Consider the following 21,532-nt stretch of genomic DNA (forward strand, 5'->3'; position numbering starts at 1 on the left):
CGTGGTGCGGGTCTTGCCCGCTTTGTGGTGAATGAAGGACGTGGATGGCCAAGAAGCCGCTGACAGACGAGGAAGTGGTCGAGCTCTTCAGCGAGCTGGACGAGTCCGGTGTCGTTGACCTGGAGCGTAAGGCCGCGCGCGAGAGCGGCGGTAAGCGCGGGCCTCGCGCGCGCCGGCGCAAGGTGGACCCGCTTTCCGAAGACGATCCCTCGGGCAGTCGCGCGGGCGAGGCTATCGGCCGCACGGCCGTCGCCGTTATCTTGGGCGTGTTCGCGTTCATCATGGGCATGCAGGTGGTCTACGGCGTGAGCCGCCGCCTGAACACCGCCAACCTCTCGGAGGGCGCCTCGGTCGATTCCGTGCGGCATGCCATGGAGAGCGGTGTGGAGTGGGGCAACGGCTTCACCCAGTTCCCCGAGCAGTTCACGGTGGACGAGGTGGACGAGCGCGCGGGCGTGATCGAGGTCTCGGTGGTGGACACCACCTCGGGCAACGAGCTCGAGCTGCTCTCGAATTCCCAGATCCAGGCGGCAGCGCTGGCAACGAACGCGCTGCTCAACAGCAAGATCGATCGCGTGGTGTACAACGTGTACGTGCTCGTGGACGAGAACGGCAACTTCCAGCACGACAGCTTCCTCGGTCTACTCAAGGCGCGGGGCACACGCAAGGCCATGCTTTCCTTTGTGTGGAACAAGAACGGCTCAGATGGATCGAGCAACGTCGACTGGGAGCTCAAGATCATCGGCATGGACGAGGGTGTGGCCACCAAGATCCAGAAGCAGGTGAACTCTGTGAGCTCGCTCATCGAGGACGATACCGTGAGCCAGGACCGCTACGACGACGGTGAGCTTGAGGCCGAGACCGAGCAGGCGCAGCACGGCGAGGAAGTTCTCACCGGCAAGTAGCGCGCTCGCCCCCGGACCCAAAAACCCTGTGGAATCAAAAACCTATAAAACCGGTAGGTTTATCTTGCTAAAGCGGGACGGCCCTGCTATGCTGAGTCCTACGTACGCTGGTCCATAAGTCCGCGGATGAAAGAAGGATTTCCATGTCCAACCAAATCACCAGCCAGGATTCTGTCCTTTTCGAGCGTCAGGGCGCGGTCATTCCGCGCGTGGCGGCCGTGCACGACATGTGCGGCTACGGAAAATGCTCGCTTGGCATCGCCATCCCCGTGCTCAGCGCGGCGGGCGTGGACGTGTGTCCCGTGCCCACGGCCCTGTTCTCGGCCCACACCAAGTTCCCCGTCTTCTACATGCACGATACTACCGAGATGCTGAACGACTACCTGGATGCCTGGCAGAAGGAGGGCATCGATCTGGACGGTGTGTACTCAGGCTTTCTGGGTTCGGCCGAGCAGGTGGCGGTGATCAAGCGTCTCTACCGCGAGTACCCGCGCGCCCTGCACATCGTGGACCCCGTTATGGGCGACGGCGGCTCCAAGTACCCCACGTACACCGATGAGATGTGCGATGCCACACGCGGCCTGGTGGACGGTGCCGACGTGCTCACGCCCAACCTCACCGAGGCGAGCATCCTCACGGGCATCGCCTACCAGGGGCAGGACGTTCCGGTTGAGTTCGTGCAGAAGAACGTGGATGCTCTGCTTGAGATGGGTGCCAAGAACGTGATCATCAAGGGTGTGGTGCACGAGGGCGAATCGGTGATTCGCAACTATCTGGCGAGCGCTGGCGTGGACGGCGGCCATGCGGTGGAGGTCGAGAGCGACCTTTTGCCCTATATGCTGCACGGCACGGGCGACCTCTTCGCGAGCGGCCTCACGGCGGCCATCTACGCGGGCCGTGGCCTGCGCGCGGCGGTTGAGTTCGCGGGAACGCTCGTGCGCGACGCCATGAAGATCACGCGTGAGCAGCCGGACTACGAGACGCGCGGCGTGAGCTTCGAGCCGGTGCTCGGCGAGGTGGCGGCGCTGCTGCGGTAGCGGGCGGGGCTGCCCCGGGGGTCTGCGCCGCTGCCACGCGCGGACCCCCGCGCCCTCGACACAGGAGCTTCACAGCAGGTGAATAGAACAACCGCTACATGTAACAGAATCGAATAAAGACGGCGGAATTGGCATAATCGAGCAAGAACACCTACAATGCCATGCAACCTTGTACGCCTTTAATCCGGTCCCGTGAGTCCGGGAAGGGAGCATGTGCATGTCACTGCAAGAGGAATTGCTCGCTCGAACGAGTAAAGGTCTCCGCGGTCCGGCAGTCCTGATGTTGGAGGACGGGACCGTTTTTCATGGCCGTGCGTGCGGCGCCGAGGGCACCGCGGTGGGTGAGGTCTGTTTCAACACGTCGCTTGAGGGCTACTTCGAGGTGCTGACGGACCCGAGTTACGCGGGCCAGATCGTGACGATGACGTACCCGCAGATCGGCAACTATGGCATCGATCCCGCGGACGCCCAGCTTTCGGTGGCGCCGGACGCCGCCACGCGCCCCGCACTCCGCGGCATGGTGGTGCGCGACATGTGCGCCACGCCGTCGAGCTGGCGTGACCGCATCTCCCTGCCGGAGTACCTGAAGAGCCGGGGCATCGTGGCGATCGAGGGCATAGACACGCGCGCCCTCGTGCGGCACCTGCGCGATCATGGCGCCCAGAAGGGCATCGTCTCCACCGAGGTACAGGCCGTCGATGCCCTGCGTGCGCGTATGGACGAGGCACCCGACCTGGTAGGCCAGAACCTCGCTGCCACGGTGAGCTGTACCGCGCCCTTCCCCTACACGGCGGCCAACCTGCCCAAGGAGCATGACTTCGCCCTCATGCCCGCGAGCGAGCGCCGCACTCCCCGCCGCGTGGTGGCCTACGACTGCGGCATCAAGCGCGGCATCCTCGAGGGACTCGTGCGCGCGGGTTGCGAGCTCACGGTGGTGCCTTGGGACACGCCGGCTTCCGAGGTGCTCGCCCAGCAGCCGGACGGCGTCTTCCTCTCCAACGGTCCGGGCGACCCGGATGCCGTCACCGTTACCTACGAGCAGGTGCAGGAGCTGCTGGGGCGCGTGCCCGTCTTCGGCATCTGCCTGGGGCACCAGATGATCAGCCTGGCCTGCGGCGCCACCATGGAGAAGCTCAAGTTCGGGCATCGCGGTGGCAACCAGCCCGTCATGAACCTGCTTACCGGGCGCGTGGAGATCACGGCGCAGAATCACGGCTTCGGCCTGGTGTGGCCGAGCCTGGGCGCGCTCGTGCCCGAGCTCTCCGGCGGCATCGCCGAGCATCCCGCCGACGGCGACCTGCGCTTCTGGGTGCGCGCCGGTGTGGCCCCCGTGGTCCAGAACGAGCGGTTCGGCCGCATCCGCCTCACGCATGTGAACCTGAACGACGGCACCCCCGAGGGCATCCAGCTGCTCGACGTGCCTGCCTTCTCGGTGCAGTACCACCCCGAGGCCTCTCCGGGACCGACCGATGCGCACTACCTGTTCCGCGCCTTCACCCGTCTGATGGACGGCGAGCCGGACTACCTCAGCATCGACATCAGCCAGGACCGTCTGGCCGGCTGGAACTTCGCCACCAAGGAGGTCGCTCATGCCTAAGCGCACCGACATCAAGCGCATCCTCGTCATCGGGTCCGGCCCCATCGTCATCGGCCAGGCCTGCGAGTTCGACTATTCCGGCGCCCAGGCCTGCAAGGTGCTGAAGGAGGACGGCTACGAGGTCGTGCTCGTCAACTCCAACCCCGCCACCATCATGACCGACCCGGGACTCGTGGACCGCACCTATGTGGAGCCTATCACGCCGGAGTTCATCGCCCAGATCATCGAGCGGGAGCGCCCAGACGCCCTGCTGCCCACGCTGGGCGGCCAGACCGGCCTGAACGCCGCGGTGGAGCTGGCCAAGAACGGCACGCTTGAGCGCTACGATGTGGAGATGATCGGCTGCGACCTGGCTGCTATCGAGCGCGGCGAGGACCGCAAGCTCTTCAACGAGGCCATGGCCGAGCTGGGGCTCGAGGTGGCGCGCTCGGGCTACGCGTACTCGGTGGAGGACGCGGTCGAGATCGCCGGTCGCCTGGGCTACCCCGTGGTGCTGCGTCCGAGCTTCACCCTGGGCGGCGCCGGCGGCGGCATCGCGCACGATGAGACCGAGCTCCGCGCGACGGTGGCGCAGGGCCTGGAGCTTTCCCCCGCGCACGAGGTGCTGGTGGAGGAGTCCATTATCGGCTGGAAAGAGTACGAGATGGAGGTCATGCGCGACCGCGCCGGCAACGGTATCATCGTGTGCTCCATCGAGAACCTGGACCCGATGGGCGTGCACACCGGCGATTCCATCACCGTGGCCCCGGCGCAGACGCTCACCGACCTCGAGTACCAGCGCATGCGCGTGGCGTCGCTCGCCATCCTGGAGAAGATCGGCGTTGAGACCGGCGGCTCCAACGTGCAGTTTGCGGTGAACCCCGAGAACGGCCGCCTCATCGTGATCGAGATGAACCCGCGCGTGAGCCGCTCCTCGGCGCTCGCCTCCAAGGCCACGGGCTTCCCCATCGCCAAGGCCGCCGCGCGCCTGGCCGTGGGCTACACGCTGGACGAGATCGTCAACGACATCACCCGTGCCACACCGGCCTGCTTTGAGCCCTCGATCGACTATTGCGTGGTCAAGGCGCCGCGCTTTGCATTCGAGAAGTTCAAGGGCGCCGATGACACGCTCTCCACCCGCATGAAGGCCGTGGGCGAGGTCATGGCAATCGGCCGCACCTTCGAGGAAGCGCTCGGCAAGGCCATGCGCTCGCTCGAGGACGGCCACGAGGGTTTGCTTACCTGGGGCCGCGGGGCGCTCGAGCAGCTGGGGGAGGACGAGCTCGCCGCCGCGGTGGCGCGCCCGACCGAGGGCCGGATCTTCCACGTGGCGGAGGCGCTGCGCCGCGGCTGGACCGTGGAGCGCGTGCACGAGCTTTCCGGCATCGACCCCTGGTACCTCGCACGCATCGCCGACATGATGGCCGTGCGCGAGGGTGTGCGCGGCTGCGCGCTCACGGATATCGACGCGCCCGCCATGCTGCTGCTGAAGCAGATGGGCGCAAGCGATGCCGAGCTGGCGCACCTGACCGGCTTCGACGAGCGCTTCGTGCGCGCCTACCGGCTGGGCCTGGGCGTGCGCCCCTGCATGAAGACGGTCGACACCTGCGCCGCCGAGTTCGCGAGCACCACGCAGTACCACTACAAGACCTACGAGCTGGCCGCTGAGGCGGGTGCGTCAGGTACCGCGCTCGCGGCGTCGGAGACGCAGCCCTGCGAGAAGCCCAAGGTGATGATCCTGGGCGCCGGTCCCAACCGCATCGGCCAGGGCATCGAGTTCGACTACTGCTGCGTGCACGCCAGCTACGCGCTCGCCGCCCGCGGCTACGAGACCATTATGGTCAACTGCAACCCCGAGACTGTCTCCACGGACTACGACACGAGCGACCGCCTGTACTTCGAGCCGCTCACCTACGAGGACGTCATGGACGTCATCGACGTGGAGCGCCCGGACGGCGTGGTGGTGACGCTCGGCGGCCAGACCCCGCTCAAGCTGGCACGCCTGCTGGAGGAGGCCGGCGTCCCCATCTTGGGCACCCAACCCGCCGCGATCGACCTCGCCGAGGACCGCGAGCGCTTCTCGGCCCTGCTGGACCATCTGGGCATCATGTACCCGCCCGCAGGCATGGCCACCTCCTTTGAGGAGGCCGAGGAGGTGGCCGCGCGCATCGGCTACCCGCTCCTCGTGCGTCCGAGCTACGTGCTCGGCGGTCGCGGCATGATGATCGCCTACGACGCCAGCCATCTGCGCGAGTACATGGCCGAGGCGGCACGCATCTCGCCTGACTACCCCGTCTACCTGGACCGTTTCTTGGAGGGCGCCATCGAGTCCGACGTGGACGCGCTCTGCGACGGCGAAGAGGTTTACATTGGCGGCATCTTGGAGCATATCGAGGAGGCGGGCATCCACTCCGGCGACTCCGCCACGTGCCTGCCGCCGTTCAGCTTCAGTGATGCGCTGCAGGAGAAGCTGCGCGAGACCACGAAGAAGATCGCGCTCGCGCTCGGCGTGCGCGGCCTGGTGAACGTGCAGTACGCGGTGCGCGGCGAGACGGTCTACGTGATCGAGGCCAACCCGCGCGCGAGCCGCACGGTGCCCTTCATCTCCAAGGCCACGGGCGTGCCGCTCGCCAAGGCTGCGGCGCGCATCATGGCGGGCGAGAAGATCTCCGAGCTGGGGCTGCCTTCGGACACGCGCCAGCTGGATTGGTTCTGCATGAAAGAGGCCGTCATGCCCTGGGGACGCTTCCCCGGTGCCGACGTGGTGCTCGGGCCCGAGATGAAGTCCACGGGCGAGGTCATGGGCATTGCCAAGAGCTATCCCGAGGCCTATGCCAAGAGCCAGCTCGCCATCAGCTACCGTCTGCCAACGCCGGAGTCCGGCAAGGTGTTCATCTCGGTGTGCGACCGCGACAAGCGAAGCATCCTCTCCATCGCGCGTATCCTGCGCTACCTGGGCTTCGACATCTGCTCCACCGAGGGCACCGCGCGGGTGCTTGCCGGCGGCAACGTGACCTGCGAGGTGGTGGGGAAGATCTCCAGCCCGCACGACGGCGAGCTGCCGAACGTGGGCGACCTTATCGCCGACGGGAAGATCGCGCTGATCATCAACACGCCGTTCGGCCCGGGCTCGCGCGGCGACGGGTACCGGCTGCGCACGGAGGCCGTGAAGCACAGCGTGACCTGCATCACGGCGCTCTCTGCGGCCAACGCCTTCGTTTCGGCGGTCGAGGCGGTGCGCGAGAGCGCGCTCGGCACCAACGACGTGGCGGGCACCGTGCCGCCGCAGGGCGAGGACGGGGCGAGCATGAGCGTCATCGCGCTGCAAGACCTGCCGCAGTACGAGGTGTAACGAAATCTGTTCATTCTGGGACGGGTCCCGAATCGGCACCCGTTGGTTCGGGGTCCGTCTCAGAAATAATGCAAAACCCCTATGGGACTTGACGAGCTGGTTCTGTCATTCCGAACCGGCCTGTTCTTATTAATACCAGTTTAATACCACTTAACGATTCATTACGACCGTTTGACGGACCCGTGGTCCAATCTCGGACGTACGGCACAAGTGCCCCCGTACAGTCTCTGCGATTTGATCTGCGTCGATACGGTTTCTCCTTTTCGCTGCGCAACCCCCTGGGTGCCTTGCGGACCGGACGTTCCTCATCGATGCATTCCGATCTTGAAGGGAGACGGCATGGTGCGGAAATCGAACGGGGGGTGGCTCCGGGCCCTGGTGGCGGCGTTCTTGGGATTGACCCTCGCAGGCCCGGTCCCGGCGCTTGCCCAAGCGGCCGATCACGGCGGCGGAGCGGTGAAGATCGCCCAGACCGATGACACGGTCACCATCGGCAACGACTACCTCACCCGCACGTTCTCCAAGGTGGACGGCGGCTGGAAGACGATCGAGCTCGACAACAGACGCATCGGCAAGAAGCTCGTGCCGCAGGACGGCTCCGAGGACTTCATCGTGAACCTGGTCGCCTCCGAGGATGATCGCACGCCCGCGGTGACCCCCACCAAGAGACTCGACCGCTCCGCGTGGACGTACACCATCTCCAACGCCTCCGGCCAGCAGTTCTCGGCCGCCCAGGCGGCGAAGCTCTTCGATGGCAGCCTGGACACCAATGTCGACGAGTACACCATGCCCGGCTACCCCATCTCGGTCGTGATCGACCTGGGCAGCGAGCAGACCGTCGGCAGCTTCTCCTACAACAAGCGCCCCGGCTTCTCCGATGCCGCCTACGGCATCAACGGTACCATGGGCAAGTACAAGCTTTACGTGAGCGATGACGGGCAGAGCTGGACCGCCGCCGGCGAGGGCGAGTTCACCCGCGCGGACTACAACCTGCACGACGCGAACGGCCTCCACAACGTGGGCGACACCGTCTACGGCAACTTTGACAAGCCGCGCACGGCCCGCTACGTGAGGATCGACCAGCACTCGGATGCCCTGGGCGCTACCCAGGAGTTCTCGGGTGCCGAGCTCAACCTCTTCGAGGACCAGGGCACCGCGGCCACCAAGGGCAACACGGCCATCAAGGCGAGCGACCTCAAGCTCGCCCGCGTCACCGTGGACGACGATAAGAACACCGTTCGCGCCGAGTTCTCCCCTGTCGAGCTCGGTGGCGTGACGTGGCAGATCGCCCAGGTGACCGCCATGGAGGACGGCGCTCACTACATGAACAGCTACCTCGAGATCAAGGCGAGCAACCCGTCCGCCCGCGCCATCGACTACATCGAGCTCGACCGCTTCATCCTGCCCCGGGACGTCGAGGGCCTCTGGAGCATCCCCGACCTGAGCCAGGTCTCCTCCATGTGGATCGGGAAGCACGAGCTGATGCTCGGCCAGCCCATCTACGCCGACGGTATGTTCTTCGGCTCGGAGTTTCCGGCTGAGGACTCGGACGTCAAGGGCGACGCCATGCAGATGCGCTACTACAGCGGCAAGACCATCGCGAAGATGGCCGAGGACGGCCAGACCGTGAACGAGGCCGGCAATACCTTCCGCACCTGGAGCAACGTGGTGGGCGCCGCCAAGGGCACCGACACCGCCGTGGTGCAGACCGACTTCTTCTCCTACATCGACGACATCGCCACGCCCAGCGACTTCCGCAAGCAGTACAACTCCTGGTACGACAACATGATGAACATCGATGACGCGAGCATCGAGAAGTCGTTCCTGGGTTCCGAAAAAGGGCTTTCCCAGAATGGCGTGGAGCCCCTGGATTCCTATGTGGTGGACGACGGCTGGAACTCCTACTACAACGAGCTGAATAACGTCGATCCCTCCTCCTCCGCCGGTACCACCTACAACAAGACGGGCTTCTGGGAGTTCAACGAGAAGTTCCCCAACGAGCTGTACACCTCCACCTCCCTCGCCCATAACCTGCAGAGCTCCTTCGGCATCTGGGTCGGTCCCCAGGGCGGCTACAACTATTTCGGCGCCTTTGCCGACTACCTTGCCAGCAAGGGCACCGGCGAGGTGCAGAACGACTACTGGAAGTGCATCGACACCGGCAGCCGCACCTACATCAAGAACTTCCAGAACCGGTTCCTGGACTACCAAGAGCGTTTCGACATCGATTACTGGAAGTGGGACGGCTTCGCCCTGCGCCCCTGCACCAACGCCAGCCACAACCACATGACCGGCGGCACGGACAACATGTACTACACGAGCGACATGTGGGAGGCCTGGACCGACCTCTTCGAGACCTTCCGTGCCGCCCGCGCCAAGGAGGGCAAGGACCTCTGGATCAACGCGACGTGCTACGTCAACCTCTCCCCGTGGATGCTCCAGTGGGTGAACACCATCTGGGTGCAGGACTCCGGCGACACCGGCCAGGCTGCGAACGCCGGCGCCGCGCGCCATCAGCAGAAGATCTACTACCGCGACCACGTGTACTACAACCTGTACAAGCAGAACCAGATCCAGTTCCCGTTGAAGAACATCTACAACCACGACCCCATCTACGGCGTGTCCGACGCTTCCTCTGCCACCACGGACGTGTTCCGCGAGTACCTGCTGGACAACGCCATGCGCGGCACCGCCTTCTGGGAGCTCTACTTCTCGCCGTCCATCATGGACGACGCCAAGTGGCAGGTGACGGCCGACGTGCTGGACTTCGCCGAGAAGAACTTCGATGTGCTGCAGAACGCCAAGCTGTTCGCGGCCGATGGCGCCTTCCAGGGTACCGATCCGGCCAGCACCGTCTCCGGCGTCTACGGCTACTCCGCCTGGAAGGGCGTGCGCGGCATCGTGTCCTTCGTCAACCCCACGGAAACCGAGCAGACCTATAGCCTGAAGCTCACCGACATCGTGGGTGTGCCGCAGGGCATGAAGGACCTCGCCACCACGCAGATCTACCCGTATGCGAGCGAGGCTGTCACCGGCGAGACCGTCTCCTACGGCGACACCGTGACCGTGAAGCTCCCGGCGCACTCCAGCAAGATTCTGCAGTTCGGCAAGACCGATGAGGCCAAGCCCGCCATCGAGAGTGCCAAGGTGCAGCCCCGTGGCACCGTCCGCGTGCGCTTCACCACCCGCATGAGCGACGCCGCGACCTTCAAGATCGACGGTGCCGCCGCCGAGGCGAAGCTCCTGGACGACTACCGCACCTTCGAGATCACCCCTGCCGAGGGCAAGGCCAAGGCCGGCCAGACCCTCACCGTCGCGGGCATCAGGAGCTACTACGGTGTCCCGGCCGCCGACGCGGACGTGAAGGTGGCCGCCTCCGGTGACATCGCGACGCTGGCGACCGATGACGACGCCAAGGATGCCGGGCTCGCGTCCTTCAAGAACGACGCGAGCGATCAGCCCGTCTTCGCGGCTCCCGCCAAGGCCGTCGAGCTTGCCAAGGCCGGTATCTCCGGCACGGGCGACTTCGCCGTGAGCCTGGGCGTGAGCACCTCCTCCACCGGCGCCGCGCTGCTCTCCCAGGGCGACGACTGGGCCCTCTCCATCGACGACGAGGGCTACGCGACCTTCACCGTGGGCAAGCTCTCGGTGTCTAGCAAGCACGACGTGACCACCGTCACCAGCAAGGCGACGGGCACCTTTGGGACGGACGCCTACCAGCCCACCCAGACAAAGACGGAGACCGCGGGCAGGGTGGCCGACGGCACGATACATGCCATCCAGGCCGTTCGCGAGCTCAACGGCGAGCTCAAGCTCTATGTGGATGGCGAGCTCGTGAACTCCGCCTACGACAAGGGCAAGAAAGCCGACCTCTCCGGCGCGGCCGTGACCCTCGGCTCCAAGAAGCTCGCCGGGTACGTGGCCGACGTCCACGTGAAGAACTCCGCAACCTACTACGACGATGCCGCCGAACAGGCCAAGAGCCTCTCCATCGGCATCACCTCCAAGACCCTCTCCCAGAAGGGTTGGACGGCCACGGCATGCTCCGAGGCCACCTCGACCCCCGGCACGGGCGGCGATGGCGCGGCGGCCGACACGGTGGACGGCAACACGGCCACCTATTGGCACAGCAACTATGCCGGCCAGGACACTTGCACGGGCGCCCACTGGCTCAAGGTCGACTTCGGCAAGGACACCTCCTTCGATAACCTCGTCTACACCGGCCGCGCCGGTGGCGGCAACGGCGACTGGGAGCGGGTGAAGATCGTGGGCATCAAGGATGACGGCACCGAGGTCGTGATCCGCGACACCGCCGACGTGAAGCTCGACGGCGCGCGCCAGGCGACCTTCTCCTTCGACGAGCCGCAGACCTTCCGGGCCGTGCGCTTCGAGATCACGGGCAAGGGCGGTTTCGCCTCCGCGGCCGAGATCACCGCGACCGTGAACGTGAAGCAGGTGGACGGTACCAAGGTGAACGAGCTCAAGGCCTACGCCGCCGAGCTCGCCGCCAAGGTTAATGCCGACGACTACACCGAGGATAGCTACCAAGCCTTCGTAGCCGCGATCAAGGCCGTGGATGCCCTGAGCCCCTTCAGCGCCGACGACGCGGCCAAGGTCGATGACCTGCGCTCCAAGCTGGACGCCGCACACGCCGCCCTGGTCAAGAAGCCGACGACCCCCGATCCCGGCCCGACCGATCCCGGTCAGAAGCCCGACACCAAGCCCGGTCAGAAGCCCGATACCAAGCCCGAGCAGAAGCCTGGCTCCGACCAAAACGGCTCCGAGACCGTCCCGACCAAGAAGCCCGCGGGCAAGCAGACGGGTTCGCTGCCCCGTACCGGTGACGACTCGGCTCTGCCCATCATCGCCGTCGCCGTGGCCGGTGTGGCCGTGATCGCCGTGGCCGTGGTGCTCAGGCGCAAGAAGTAGACCCCTAACTGCCCGCGCCGCGCGCATTCCGGGCGCTGCGGCGCGGGCCCATTCCAAAGACCCCCTGCCGGATGGGACCAAAAGCTGCAGGAAAGATCCGGGCGCGCCGGCTGCGCCCATCGTTAGAAAGGACGACCCCATGGCCAATCTTGACCCGTTCCACCGTGAGCGCCCCGGGGCGGTGAGGCGCATCTTCGCCGCCGCGGCCGTGGCATTCGCCATCGCGAGCCCGCTCGTGGCACCCAACCTTGCCTACGCCGATTACTCGGGTTCCCTGAAGTCCGTCGAGGCCGCGACCGTCGACTCTGGTAAGGATTACGTGGTGAACGTGACCTTCAACGACGGCGTGCAGGGCAAGATCACCTTCCTCGAGGACGGTATCTTCCGCTACAACGTGGACCCCTCGGGCGAGTTCTCCGAATACGCCACCCCGCGCAGCAAGGACCATACGGCCAAGATCCCCGCGCAGCCCGATACCTCCAGCAGCTACGCGCATCCCAAGGCGACCGTGAAGGACGCGGGCGACGCGTTCGAGATCACCTCGGGCGACACCACCGTCGTGCTGGACAAGGCCACGGCCAAGCTGTCCGTCAAGGTCGGCGAGAAGACCGTGATGCGGGAGAAGCAGGCGCTCACCCTCACCGATAACGCTACCACGCAGACGGTGGAGAAGGAGGGCGGCGAGAGCTTCTTCGGCGGCGGCACGCAAAACGGCCGCTTCATCCACACGGGCCAGTCTATCGACATCGTGAACAACAACACGTACGTGGACGGCGGCGTGTCCTCGCCTAACCCGTTCTACTGGACGAGCGACGGCTACGGCGTGCTGCGCAACACCTTCTCGCAAGGCGGCTACGACTTCGGCAAGACCACGGGCGACGAGGTGGTGGCCGAGCATCAGGAAGACGAGTTCGACGCCTACTATTTCGTGACGGACGCCACAGGCTACAAGAACGTCGCGCAGGACCTGCTCCAGGACTACTTCAAGGTCACGGGCAATCCGGTCCTGCTGCCTGCCTACGCCTTCTACCTGGGCCACTACAACGCGTACAACCGCGACATGTGGTCCGATACCGCCCAGAGCGGCTATAGAGCGTGGAGGATCTGGGGCCATAGCGCCGCCGGCTCGGCCACGCCCGATACCACCCGCTACGAGAAGGGCGGCACCGGCACCAAGATGGAGGCTGGCTCCACCGTCGAGACCCTGAACGGCGACGCGCCCACCGTCTCCACCCAGAACATCCCCGAGGGCGTGAAGACCGACGAGAAGTACTCCGCGCGCGCCGTGGTGGACGAGTACCTCGACTACGACATGTCGCTCGGCTACTTCCTGCCCAACGACGGCTACGGCGCTGGCTACGGGCAGAACGGCTACGACGTCACCGGCGGCGTGAACGCCGACGGCTCGAGCTCCGCCGAGCGCCTGGCCGCGGTGGCCGCCAACGTGGACAACCTCAAGCGCTTCCGCGACTACGCCAAGGAAAAGGGCGTGGAGACGGGCCTCTGGACCCAGTCGAACCTCTCGCCCGACTCAAACGCCTCCACTCCCTGGCATACGCTGCGCGACTTCTCCGCTGAGGTGAAGACCGGCGGCGTCACCACCCTCAAGACCGACGTGGCCTGGGTGGGCTCGGGCTACTCCTTCGGCCTCAACGGCACCAAGACCGCCTACGATATCGTCACCACGAGGGACGGCGACTCCGGTATCCGTCCCAACATCGTCACCCTGGACGGCTGGGCGGGCAGCCAGCGTTTCGCCGGCGTGTGGACCGGCGACCAGACGGGCGGCAATTGGGAGTACATCCGCTTCCACGTGCCCACGTTCATCGGCCAGAGCCTCTCGGGCAACCCCAACATCGGCTCCGACATGGACGGCATCTGGGGCGGTAACCCCATCGTCGCCACCCGCGACTACCAGTGGAAGTCCTTCGCCCCGCTGATGCTGGACATGGACGGCTGGGGCTCCTACGCCAAGATGCCCTACAGCTACGGCGACCCGTACACGGGCATCAACCGCATGTACCTCAAGCTCAAGAGCTCGCTCATGCCCTACATCTACACAACGGCGGCGAGCGCGGCGAACATCGACACCGGCAACGGCGACGCGGGCCTGCCCATCGTGCGCGCCATCCTGCTGTCCGATAACTCCGAGTACGCGGCGAGCACGGCCACGCAGTACGAGTACACGCTGGGCGAGAACATCCTGGTGGCGCCCATCTACCAGAACACCGACGGCGACGCCGCCAACGGCGGCCTGGGCGACGGCAACGACGTCCGCAACAACATCTACCTGCCCGGCACCGAAGACGACGTCTGGGTGGATTACTGGACGGGCAAGCAGTACCGCGGCGGCCAGGTGCTCAACAACTTCGACGCACCCATCTGGAAGCTTCCGGTGTTCGTGAAGGCCAACGCCATCATTCCGATGTACAAGCCCAACGACAACCCAAACAAGACGGACCGCACCAAGCGCGACGTGGAGTTCTTCGCCACGGCGGGCGAGGGTAGCTACACCCAGTACGAGGACACGGGTACCTACATCCAGAACAAGACGGACACCTCCGATGAGGCGTACGGCACCGAGGACAACATCTCCTACGGCAGCCACGTGTCCACCACCTACACCTCCCAGGTGGACGGCGACACGGCCACCTTCACGGCCAAGAAGTCCGAGGGCAGCTACACGGGCTACAAGCCCGAGCGCACCACGACCTTCGTGGTGAATGCCTCCGCCGAGCCCCAGAGCCTCGTGGCCAAGAACGGTGACGCCCAGCTCAAGCTCACCAAGGTGAACAGCCAGGAGGCCCTGGAGGCCGCCGAGCCCAAGGCGGGCGAGGCCGTGTACTTCTACAACGAGACCCCCAACCTCAACTACAACGCCACCTCCGACAGCGAGGCCGTTCGCAACGAGGAGTTCTCCAAGACCGCCATCACCACCACGCCCAAGCTGTACGTGAAGTTCGCCAAGACCGATGTGTCCAAGAGCGCCCAGACCCTCACCGTGAAGGGCTTTGAGAACGACGGCCACCTGCCCACGATCGGCCTGGACAAGAACCTCGCTGTGCCGACGGGCCTGGCCGCAGCCGAGGAGACCAAGACTTCCACGAGCATCAAGCTCACCTGGAACAAGGTCGAGGGCGCCACGGGGTACGAGCTCAAGGTGGACGGCACCGTCTTCTCCGTGGGGGACGTGTCCGAGTACAACCACACCGACCTCTCCTACAACAGCACGCACGTCTACCAGGTGCGTTCCCGCGGCGAGAACGGTTACTCCGAGTGGAGCGATGTCCTCACCTCGACCTCGCTGAAGGACCCGTGGCGAAACGCCCCCGAGCCCGAGACAATCACCTGGACGAAGGGCGATAGCTGGGGCGCCGTGAAGAACGCTTTCGACCACAAGGTCGACGACAAGATGTTCCACTCCACCAACGGCGACGCCGTGGGCGAGCCCATGACCATCGACTACGGCAAGGCCTACCAGCTTGACAAGTTCGTCTACGTGCCGCGCCAGGACAACGGCGGCAACGGCAACGTGGGCAAGATGAAGCTCGAGACCAGCATGGACGGCGTCCACTGGCAGGAGCACGAGACCGACACCTGGGATAACTCCGGTGCGGACAAGCTCGCCGCCAAGACCGTGAACCTCGCCGGCACCACGGCGCGCTACCTGCGCCTCACGGTCGAGCAGTCCACGGGCGGCTTCTTCTCCGCGGCCGAGATGACGCTCTACAAGGTCGACGGCACCACCGGCTCCCAGATCGGCGCTATCAACGGCAGCGCGACGGTGACCGATGCGGCCTACCAGCACCTCAAGGGCAACTGCCTGGGCCGCGAGAACCGCGAGCCCATGGTCGACCAGTTCAACACCCATGTGGCCAAGCACGGCGCCGACTACAACCTCAACGGCGCCTTCGACGCTTACGACATGTCCTTTACCATGAGCGCGCTGGACGGCGGCACCAAGAAGACCGGCAAAGTCGACGGCAACGTGGCCGTCGTGCCCAGCGCCACCGACGCCAAGGCGGGCGACGTCATCAGCGTCGACGTGCTCGCGGACGACGTGAAGAACGCCAACGCCCTCGGCGCACTCGTGCACTACGACAGCTCCAAGTTCGAGTTCGTGGCCGGCAGCATCACCCAGGACGGCTCCATCTCCCAGATGGAGAACCTCTCCGTGGCGCAGGGCGGCTTCACGGATGGCATCCAGAGCGTGAACCTGGCCTTCTTGAACCGGGGCGACCAGAAGCTCTACAGCGGCTCCGGCGTGGTGGCGAGCTTCAAGCTGCGCGCCAAGGCCGACACCTCCACGGCGAGCATCGCTACCCAGGCAAAGGCGTCCTCCACGAGCATCACCTCCACAGCCTGGGTCATCGGCCCCAAGGAGGACTTCAAGGAGACCGTGAACGACGGTACCGTGACGTTCCCCGAGGTACCCAGCGACACCAAGGCCGAGTACGGTCAAGAGGCGTTCGACATCACCATGACGAACGACAAGCTCGTGAGCGACGACGGCACTAACGCGGCCAAGCTGCTCCAGAACACGAACGGCTACGCCCCGCTGTTCGACGGCGACGAGCAGAGCGGTGAGTTCGAGTTCAAGTGGGATATCGCGGCCAATCAGGTGGACGGCAAGCTGCCTGGCTACGTGAAGCTCCCCACCACGCTGCACTTCGCCATGAAGAAGCCGGGCGTGATGAGCGACGTGCAGGTGCTCTCCCGCACGGCCGGCAACGGCGTGGTGAAGAGCATCAAGGCGAGCATCACCTTCGAGGATGGCACCGTGCAGGAGTTCGCGGGCGGCAAGTACGACACCCAGCAGGACGTCTACACCTTCACCGTCTCGGACGCGAACAAGGCCAAGAAGGTCACGCGCGTCGACATCACGCCGCTGACCTCCACCGGCACGGCGTCCGATGCGGAGGCTCCCGACAACCGTATGCTCACCCTGCGCGAGATCAACTTCAACTACGTCAAGTCTGCGCCCAAGGTGCAGTCCGTCGAGCTGGGTGAGAACAAGACGTCCATCTACGTAGATGACCTTACGCCGGTCAAGGCCACCGTCACCACCGACGGCAACGCCTACCCCTACTTCACGGTGGAGAGCTCCGACCCGTCCGTGGCGAGCATCTCGGCGGTGCAGGACGGCGACGACGTGAAGTACTACGCCCGCGGCAACAAGCCCGGCAAGGTCACTATCACGGTGGCGTCCAAGCTCGATCCTTCCAAGACCGCCAGCTACGAGCTCGAGGTCAAGGAGGGCGTGAACACGTCCGCGCTGCAGGCGGCGCTCACCAAGGCCGCGGGCTACAGCAAGGACGCCTACACGTCCGAGAGCTATGCCAAGCTGGCCGACGCCGTCGCCGCGGCCAACAAGCTGCTGGCCGGCGAGTACACCAAGACCCAGGTCGCGGATGCCACCACGGCCATCGAGAAGGCCATCGAGGGCCTCGAGATGCGGAAGATCGATGAGAAGACCCTCATCAACACCAAGGCCGATTCCGGCGTGTCGGTTGCCGACAAGTCCAGCCAGGCCGGCGAGAGCCCGGCCGAGGGCGTGCTCGACTACGACGAGTCCACGATCTGGCACAGCAGCTACAACGGCCCGGTGCTGCCCCAGTACGTGATCTTCGACCTCGGTAAGGACTACGACCTCACCGACGTCACCTTCCTGCCGCGCCAGGACGGCGGTACCAACGGAGACATCTTCGAGGCGCAGGTCATCGTGGGCGACTCCGTGGAGACGCTGAAGGGCGGCAACGGCGTCGTCATGGGCACCTTCGAGTTCGACAACAACGGCGTCACGCTGAAGAACCGCGACCAGTGGAAGCAGATGAGCTTTGGCGCGGCCCAGACCCGCTATGTCATGGTGAAGGTGCTGCACGCCGGCGGGCAGTCCATCGACGAGTACTGCTCTATGAGTGAGATTCGTTTCTACGGCTCCGAGCACAAGGAGCAGGGCGAGGTCAAGAAGGACGCGCTGCAGAAGCTCTACGACGAGTACGCGGGCAAGAAGCTCGAGGCCGCGGACTACACCGAGGCGAGCTGGAAGCCGTTCGAGCTCGCCATGGCGGATGCCAAGCGTCTGCTGGCAGACGCCTCCGCCACGCAGGACGAGGTGACGCAGTGCGAGACCGCGCTGGAGGCTGCGTACAAGGGCTTGGTCAAGTCTGAGGTTCCCCCCGTGGAGAAGCCGGGCGTCAAGGAGCTGAACGACCTGGTGAAGCAAGCCGAGGGCCTGGATACCTCCGGCAAGACGCCCGAGAGCGCCCGCAAGCTGGCTGCCGCGATCTCCTACGCAAAGGACGTGGCCGGGAACCCGGACGCGACCCCCGAGGAGATCAAGGCTGCCTACGACCAGCTGAAGCTCGCGATCGATGGACTCACCGACCAGGGTGCCGGCGGCAAGCCCGGCGAGGGCGGCAAGCCTGGCACGGGCAACAAGCCCGGGACCGATGCCGCGGCCGGCAAACCCGGCTCCGGTAAGGACGCGCTGCCGAAGACGGGCGACGCGAGCGGTATCGCCGCGCTCCTGTTCACCCTCGGCGGTGCGGCGAGCGCCGCGGCCGGCGCGATCTTCAAGCGCCGCAAGCGGTAGCACCGCCATCGGTGACGTTCGAGAAGAGGGCCGCCCGCAGGGACGGTCCTCTTTCTTGACCCGCGCGCCGGCGAGGCGGCGGCGCGCGAACGAGCCGGTTCATCCCCGCCCACCAGACTCTTTTTGCAAGGCATGAGCATGCGAGAATTGCCTCATGCCTCTATAATCTGCATCAAATATGGTTCAAATGATGCAATTAAGCAAGAGATGAGGTTGTTCTATGAGGAGGTTCCTGGTTCCGGAACAGCTTGACTCCCTGCTGACGCCTGCGATCGTGGCATCGCTTTCGGCGATCCACGAATACCGGGGCAGGCAGTCGGCGATGCAGGGGCTTCGTCCCGACGCCCTTGAGTCTCTCCGGCAGGTCGCCCTGATACAGAGCACGGGCGCGTCGAACCGTATCGAGGGCATCTACACGAGCGACTCCCGTCTTGCTGGGATCGTTCGCGAGCGGGTGGCTCCCCGGAACCGCGACGAGCAGGAGATACTTGGGTATAGGAACGTGCTTGCGCTCATCCACGAGTCCCATGACCTCATTCCCGTTTCCCCGGGGGTGATCTTGCAGCTGCATCGCGACCTCTTTGCTTCGACGGGCTTGGGGTTTGGCGGGAAGTGGAAAGACGCGGACAACGCGATCGTTCAGGTGAACGCCGATGGAAGCACGAGTCTTCGATTCAAACCGACCTCGGCGCTGGAGACGCCCGCTGCAGTTGAGGACCTCTGCCGCTCTTATGCGGAGGCGCTTACGGTACATCGGGTCGATCCGCTGTTGCTCGCAGCGGTCTTTACCTTCGACTTCGCGAGCATTCACCCGTTCAACGACGGCAACGGACGGATGAGTCGCCTGCTCTTCCTCCTCCTGCTGTATCAGGTTGGCTACGACGCCGGAAAGTACATCAGCATCGAGCGGGCTATCGAGGAGAGTAAGCAGAGCTATTACGAGACGCTGCGCTTGAGTTCGGTGGGTTGGCAGGACAGTGCAAACGACTACCGGCCCTTCGTCGAATACCTGCTCGGCGTGGTGACCGGTGCGTATCGTGAGCTCGATCGCAGGCTTTCTGCCATGGAGGGTGCAAGCGGCAATAAGGCTGCTCGCGTAGAGGAAGAGATCTGCGGAACGCTGGGAGCCTTTACCAAGAGGGATTTGCTTTTGAAGCTGCCCGATATCAGCGCCGTGACCGTTGAGCGCGTGCTCAAGGCTTTACTGGATGCGGGCAGAATCGAGAAGATGGGAGCGGGTCGCGGAACGCGGTACGTGCTCAAACGATAACCTCTACCGCGCACGCCGTTTACGTGCGACGGGTATACTGGGACGGATATGACCAAACGTCAAGGAGGCAGCATGGCCGACACCGAGAAGACCCCGCTCGTGGGCATCATCATGGGTTCCAAATCCGATCTTCCCACCATGGAGAAGTGCACCGAGGAGCTTGAGACGCTCGGCGTGCCCTATGAGCTGGTCATCGCCAGCGCGCACCGCACGCCCGACAAGGTGCACCAGTGGGCCGAAACCGCGGCCGACCGCGGCCTCAAGGTGATCATCGCCGCCGCCGGCAAGGCCGCGCACCTGGGCGGCGTTGTGGCTGCCTTTACGCCGCTGCCCGTGGTGGGCGTGCCCATGAAGACCTCGGACCTGGGCGGCATGGACTCGCTGCTCTCCATGGTGCAGATGCCCTCCGGCGTGCCCGTGGCGTGCGTGGCCATCAACGGCGCCAAGAACGCGGCCATCTACGCCACGCAGATTCTGGGCGCCACCATGCCCGAGTACCGTCGCGTGATCGAGGACATGAAGCAGGAGATGGCCGAGGCATAAGGCCTTGCGTTGGCCGCGTTTGCCTGGTTGCACGATGCATGTAACTGACGAGCGATCCCGGTTCAATCACCGGTAAGGAGCGAAGGAGCGAGATGGATTCCAAGAAGAGCAGCGGCGGTTCGCACTTCGCACCCAAGGGAGCGGCGTCGCCGCACTCTTCGCAACCGCGTTCGCAAGCGCAGCCGGCGCCGCGGGCGATGACGTCCGCGCGCGGCGTTCAGCCGGTTCGTCCGTCCTCGTATACCAGGACCTCCGGTTCGCGCGCTGCCGGCGGCGCGCGGTTCGCGAGCGCAAGCACGGCCCGATCCGGTGCGGCGACGCGTTCCGGCGCCTCGCCCTACAGCCGCGCTGCCCAGCCCCAAAAGACCGGCCGCGCGCGTCGGGTGATCTCGACCATCTTGATCGTGGTGGGCGTCGCCTTGCTGGCAACCTCTGCCGGCATCTTCATCAAGGCCCAGTTGGGATATAAAGAAGCGTCGAGCTCCTACCAAAAGATTCAGGAGCAGGCGATCACCGAGACCTCGGGCGACGGCGTGCCGCAGATCGACTTCGACGCGCTTGCGGCCATCAACCCGGACGTGGTCGGCTGGATCTACGTGCCCGGCACCGTCATCAACTACCCCGTGGTGCAGACGGACAACAACAGCACCTACCTGCACAAGCTGTTCAGCGCCAACGACAACAACGTCGGTACCATCTTCATGGATATGGACGACACCGCACCCGGTATGGTCGATCAGCAGACCACCATCTACGGCCACCACATGAACGACGGCTCGATGTTCAAGTACATCGACAACACGCTTTCCCAAGATGCGTTCGACACGGTGAAGAACGTGTACTACATCACGCGCGACGCCACCTACAAGCTCAAGCCGCTCTACACCATGCAGGTGGAGGACTCTTACAACAACGCGCGGGTCGCGAACTTTGGGGACGCTGCCGCTTTCACCTCGTACCTGCAAGAGGGTCTTACGAAAGCCAAGGCCAAGGCGTCGGATGCAGGCGAGCGCATCCAGAGCGCGGATAAGGTGCTCGCGCTCGTGACCTGCGCGGGCGAGATTATTCCCCGCACCACGCGCGCAGTCATGGTGTGCACGGTGGACCAGGCGACGCCGCGCGCGGACGCGTCGGCCGCGGGCAGCGGGGACGCCGCCGCGGCGACCGATGGCACGGCTGCGGCCACCGACGCTACCACAGCGACGACCGACCAGCCCGCCGCGTAGCGCGGGGCCCGCGCCCAGCCTCTTCACCCTCCCCCTACAGCCCGCGTATATGAAGAAAATGTGAATTCTTCTTACTGGCGCTTTCAGTTTACAGTTCAA

At 65.0% G+C, this 21,532-nt stretch carries 9 protein-coding genes; all 9 read left to right on the forward strand.

Annotated features, from left to right (window positions below; translation table 11 throughout):
- The first annotated feature begins 44 nt into the window (after positions 1 to 44).
- The 9 genes from GDJ97_RS03005 (at position 45) to srtB (ending at position 21,433) form a co-directional block, all read left to right on the forward strand.
- Positions 45 to 905 carry a hypothetical protein gene (locus GDJ97_RS03005; RefSeq protein WP_152069723.1) on the forward strand — a complete coding sequence of 287 codons (861 nt, stop codon included), beginning with the start codon at positions 45 to 47 and terminating at the stop codon, positions 903 to 905.
- Positions 906 to 1,048: 143 nt separating this feature from the next.
- Complete coding sequence (locus tag GDJ97_RS03010; protein ID WP_152069724.1) at positions 1,049 to 1,942, forward strand: PfkB family carbohydrate kinase; 894 nt, start codon at positions 1,049 to 1,051, stop codon at positions 1,940 to 1,942.
- Between the two features lie 217 nt (positions 1,943 to 2,159).
- Positions 2,160 to 3,539: a glutamine-hydrolyzing carbamoyl-phosphate synthase small subunit gene (gene carA, locus GDJ97_RS03015; protein ID WP_193221288.1), complete on the forward strand. Its 1,380-nt coding sequence runs from the start codon at positions 2,160 to 2,162 to the stop codon at positions 3,537 to 3,539.
- Positions 3,532 to 6,870, forward strand: a complete 3,339-nt coding sequence (gene carB / locus GDJ97_RS03020; RefSeq protein ID WP_152069726.1) for a carbamoyl-phosphate synthase large subunit — start codon at positions 3,532 to 3,534, stop codon at positions 6,868 to 6,870. The genes carA and carB overlap by 8 nt, the downstream gene beginning before the upstream one ends.
- 339 nt (positions 6,871 to 7,209) lie before the next feature.
- Entirely contained in the window at positions 7,210 to 11,799 is a 4,590-nt protein-coding gene (locus GDJ97_RS03025) for a discoidin domain-containing protein (RefSeq protein ID WP_152069727.1), read from the forward strand.
- Between the two features lie 139 nt (positions 11,800 to 11,938).
- Positions 11,939 to 18,394, forward strand: a complete 6,456-nt coding sequence (locus GDJ97_RS09695; protein ID WP_152069728.1) for a discoidin domain-containing protein — start codon at positions 11,939 to 11,941, stop codon at positions 18,392 to 18,394.
- Between the two features lie 220 nt (positions 18,395 to 18,614).
- Complete coding sequence (locus tag GDJ97_RS03035; RefSeq protein ID WP_152069729.1) at positions 18,615 to 19,664, forward strand: Fic family protein; 1,050 nt, start codon at positions 18,615 to 18,617, stop codon at positions 19,662 to 19,664.
- A 72-nt stretch (positions 19,665 to 19,736) separates the two neighbouring features.
- On the forward strand, positions 19,737 to 20,207 hold the full coding sequence (gene purE, locus GDJ97_RS03040; RefSeq protein ID WP_152069730.1) for a 5-(carboxyamino)imidazole ribonucleotide mutase: 471 nt from the start codon (positions 19,737 to 19,739) through the stop codon (positions 20,205 to 20,207).
- A gap of 92 nt (positions 20,208 to 20,299) precedes the next feature.
- On the forward strand, positions 20,300 to 21,433 hold the full coding sequence (gene srtB, locus GDJ97_RS03045; RefSeq protein WP_226808760.1) for a class B sortase: 1,134 nt from the start codon (positions 20,300 to 20,302) through the stop codon (positions 21,431 to 21,433).
- Positions 21,434 to 21,532 lie beyond the last annotated feature (99 nt).

The organism is Collinsella sp. AK_207A (assembly GCF_902501965.1).
Taxonomy (GTDB): domain Bacteria; phylum Actinomycetota; class Coriobacteriia; order Coriobacteriales; family Coriobacteriaceae; genus Collinsella.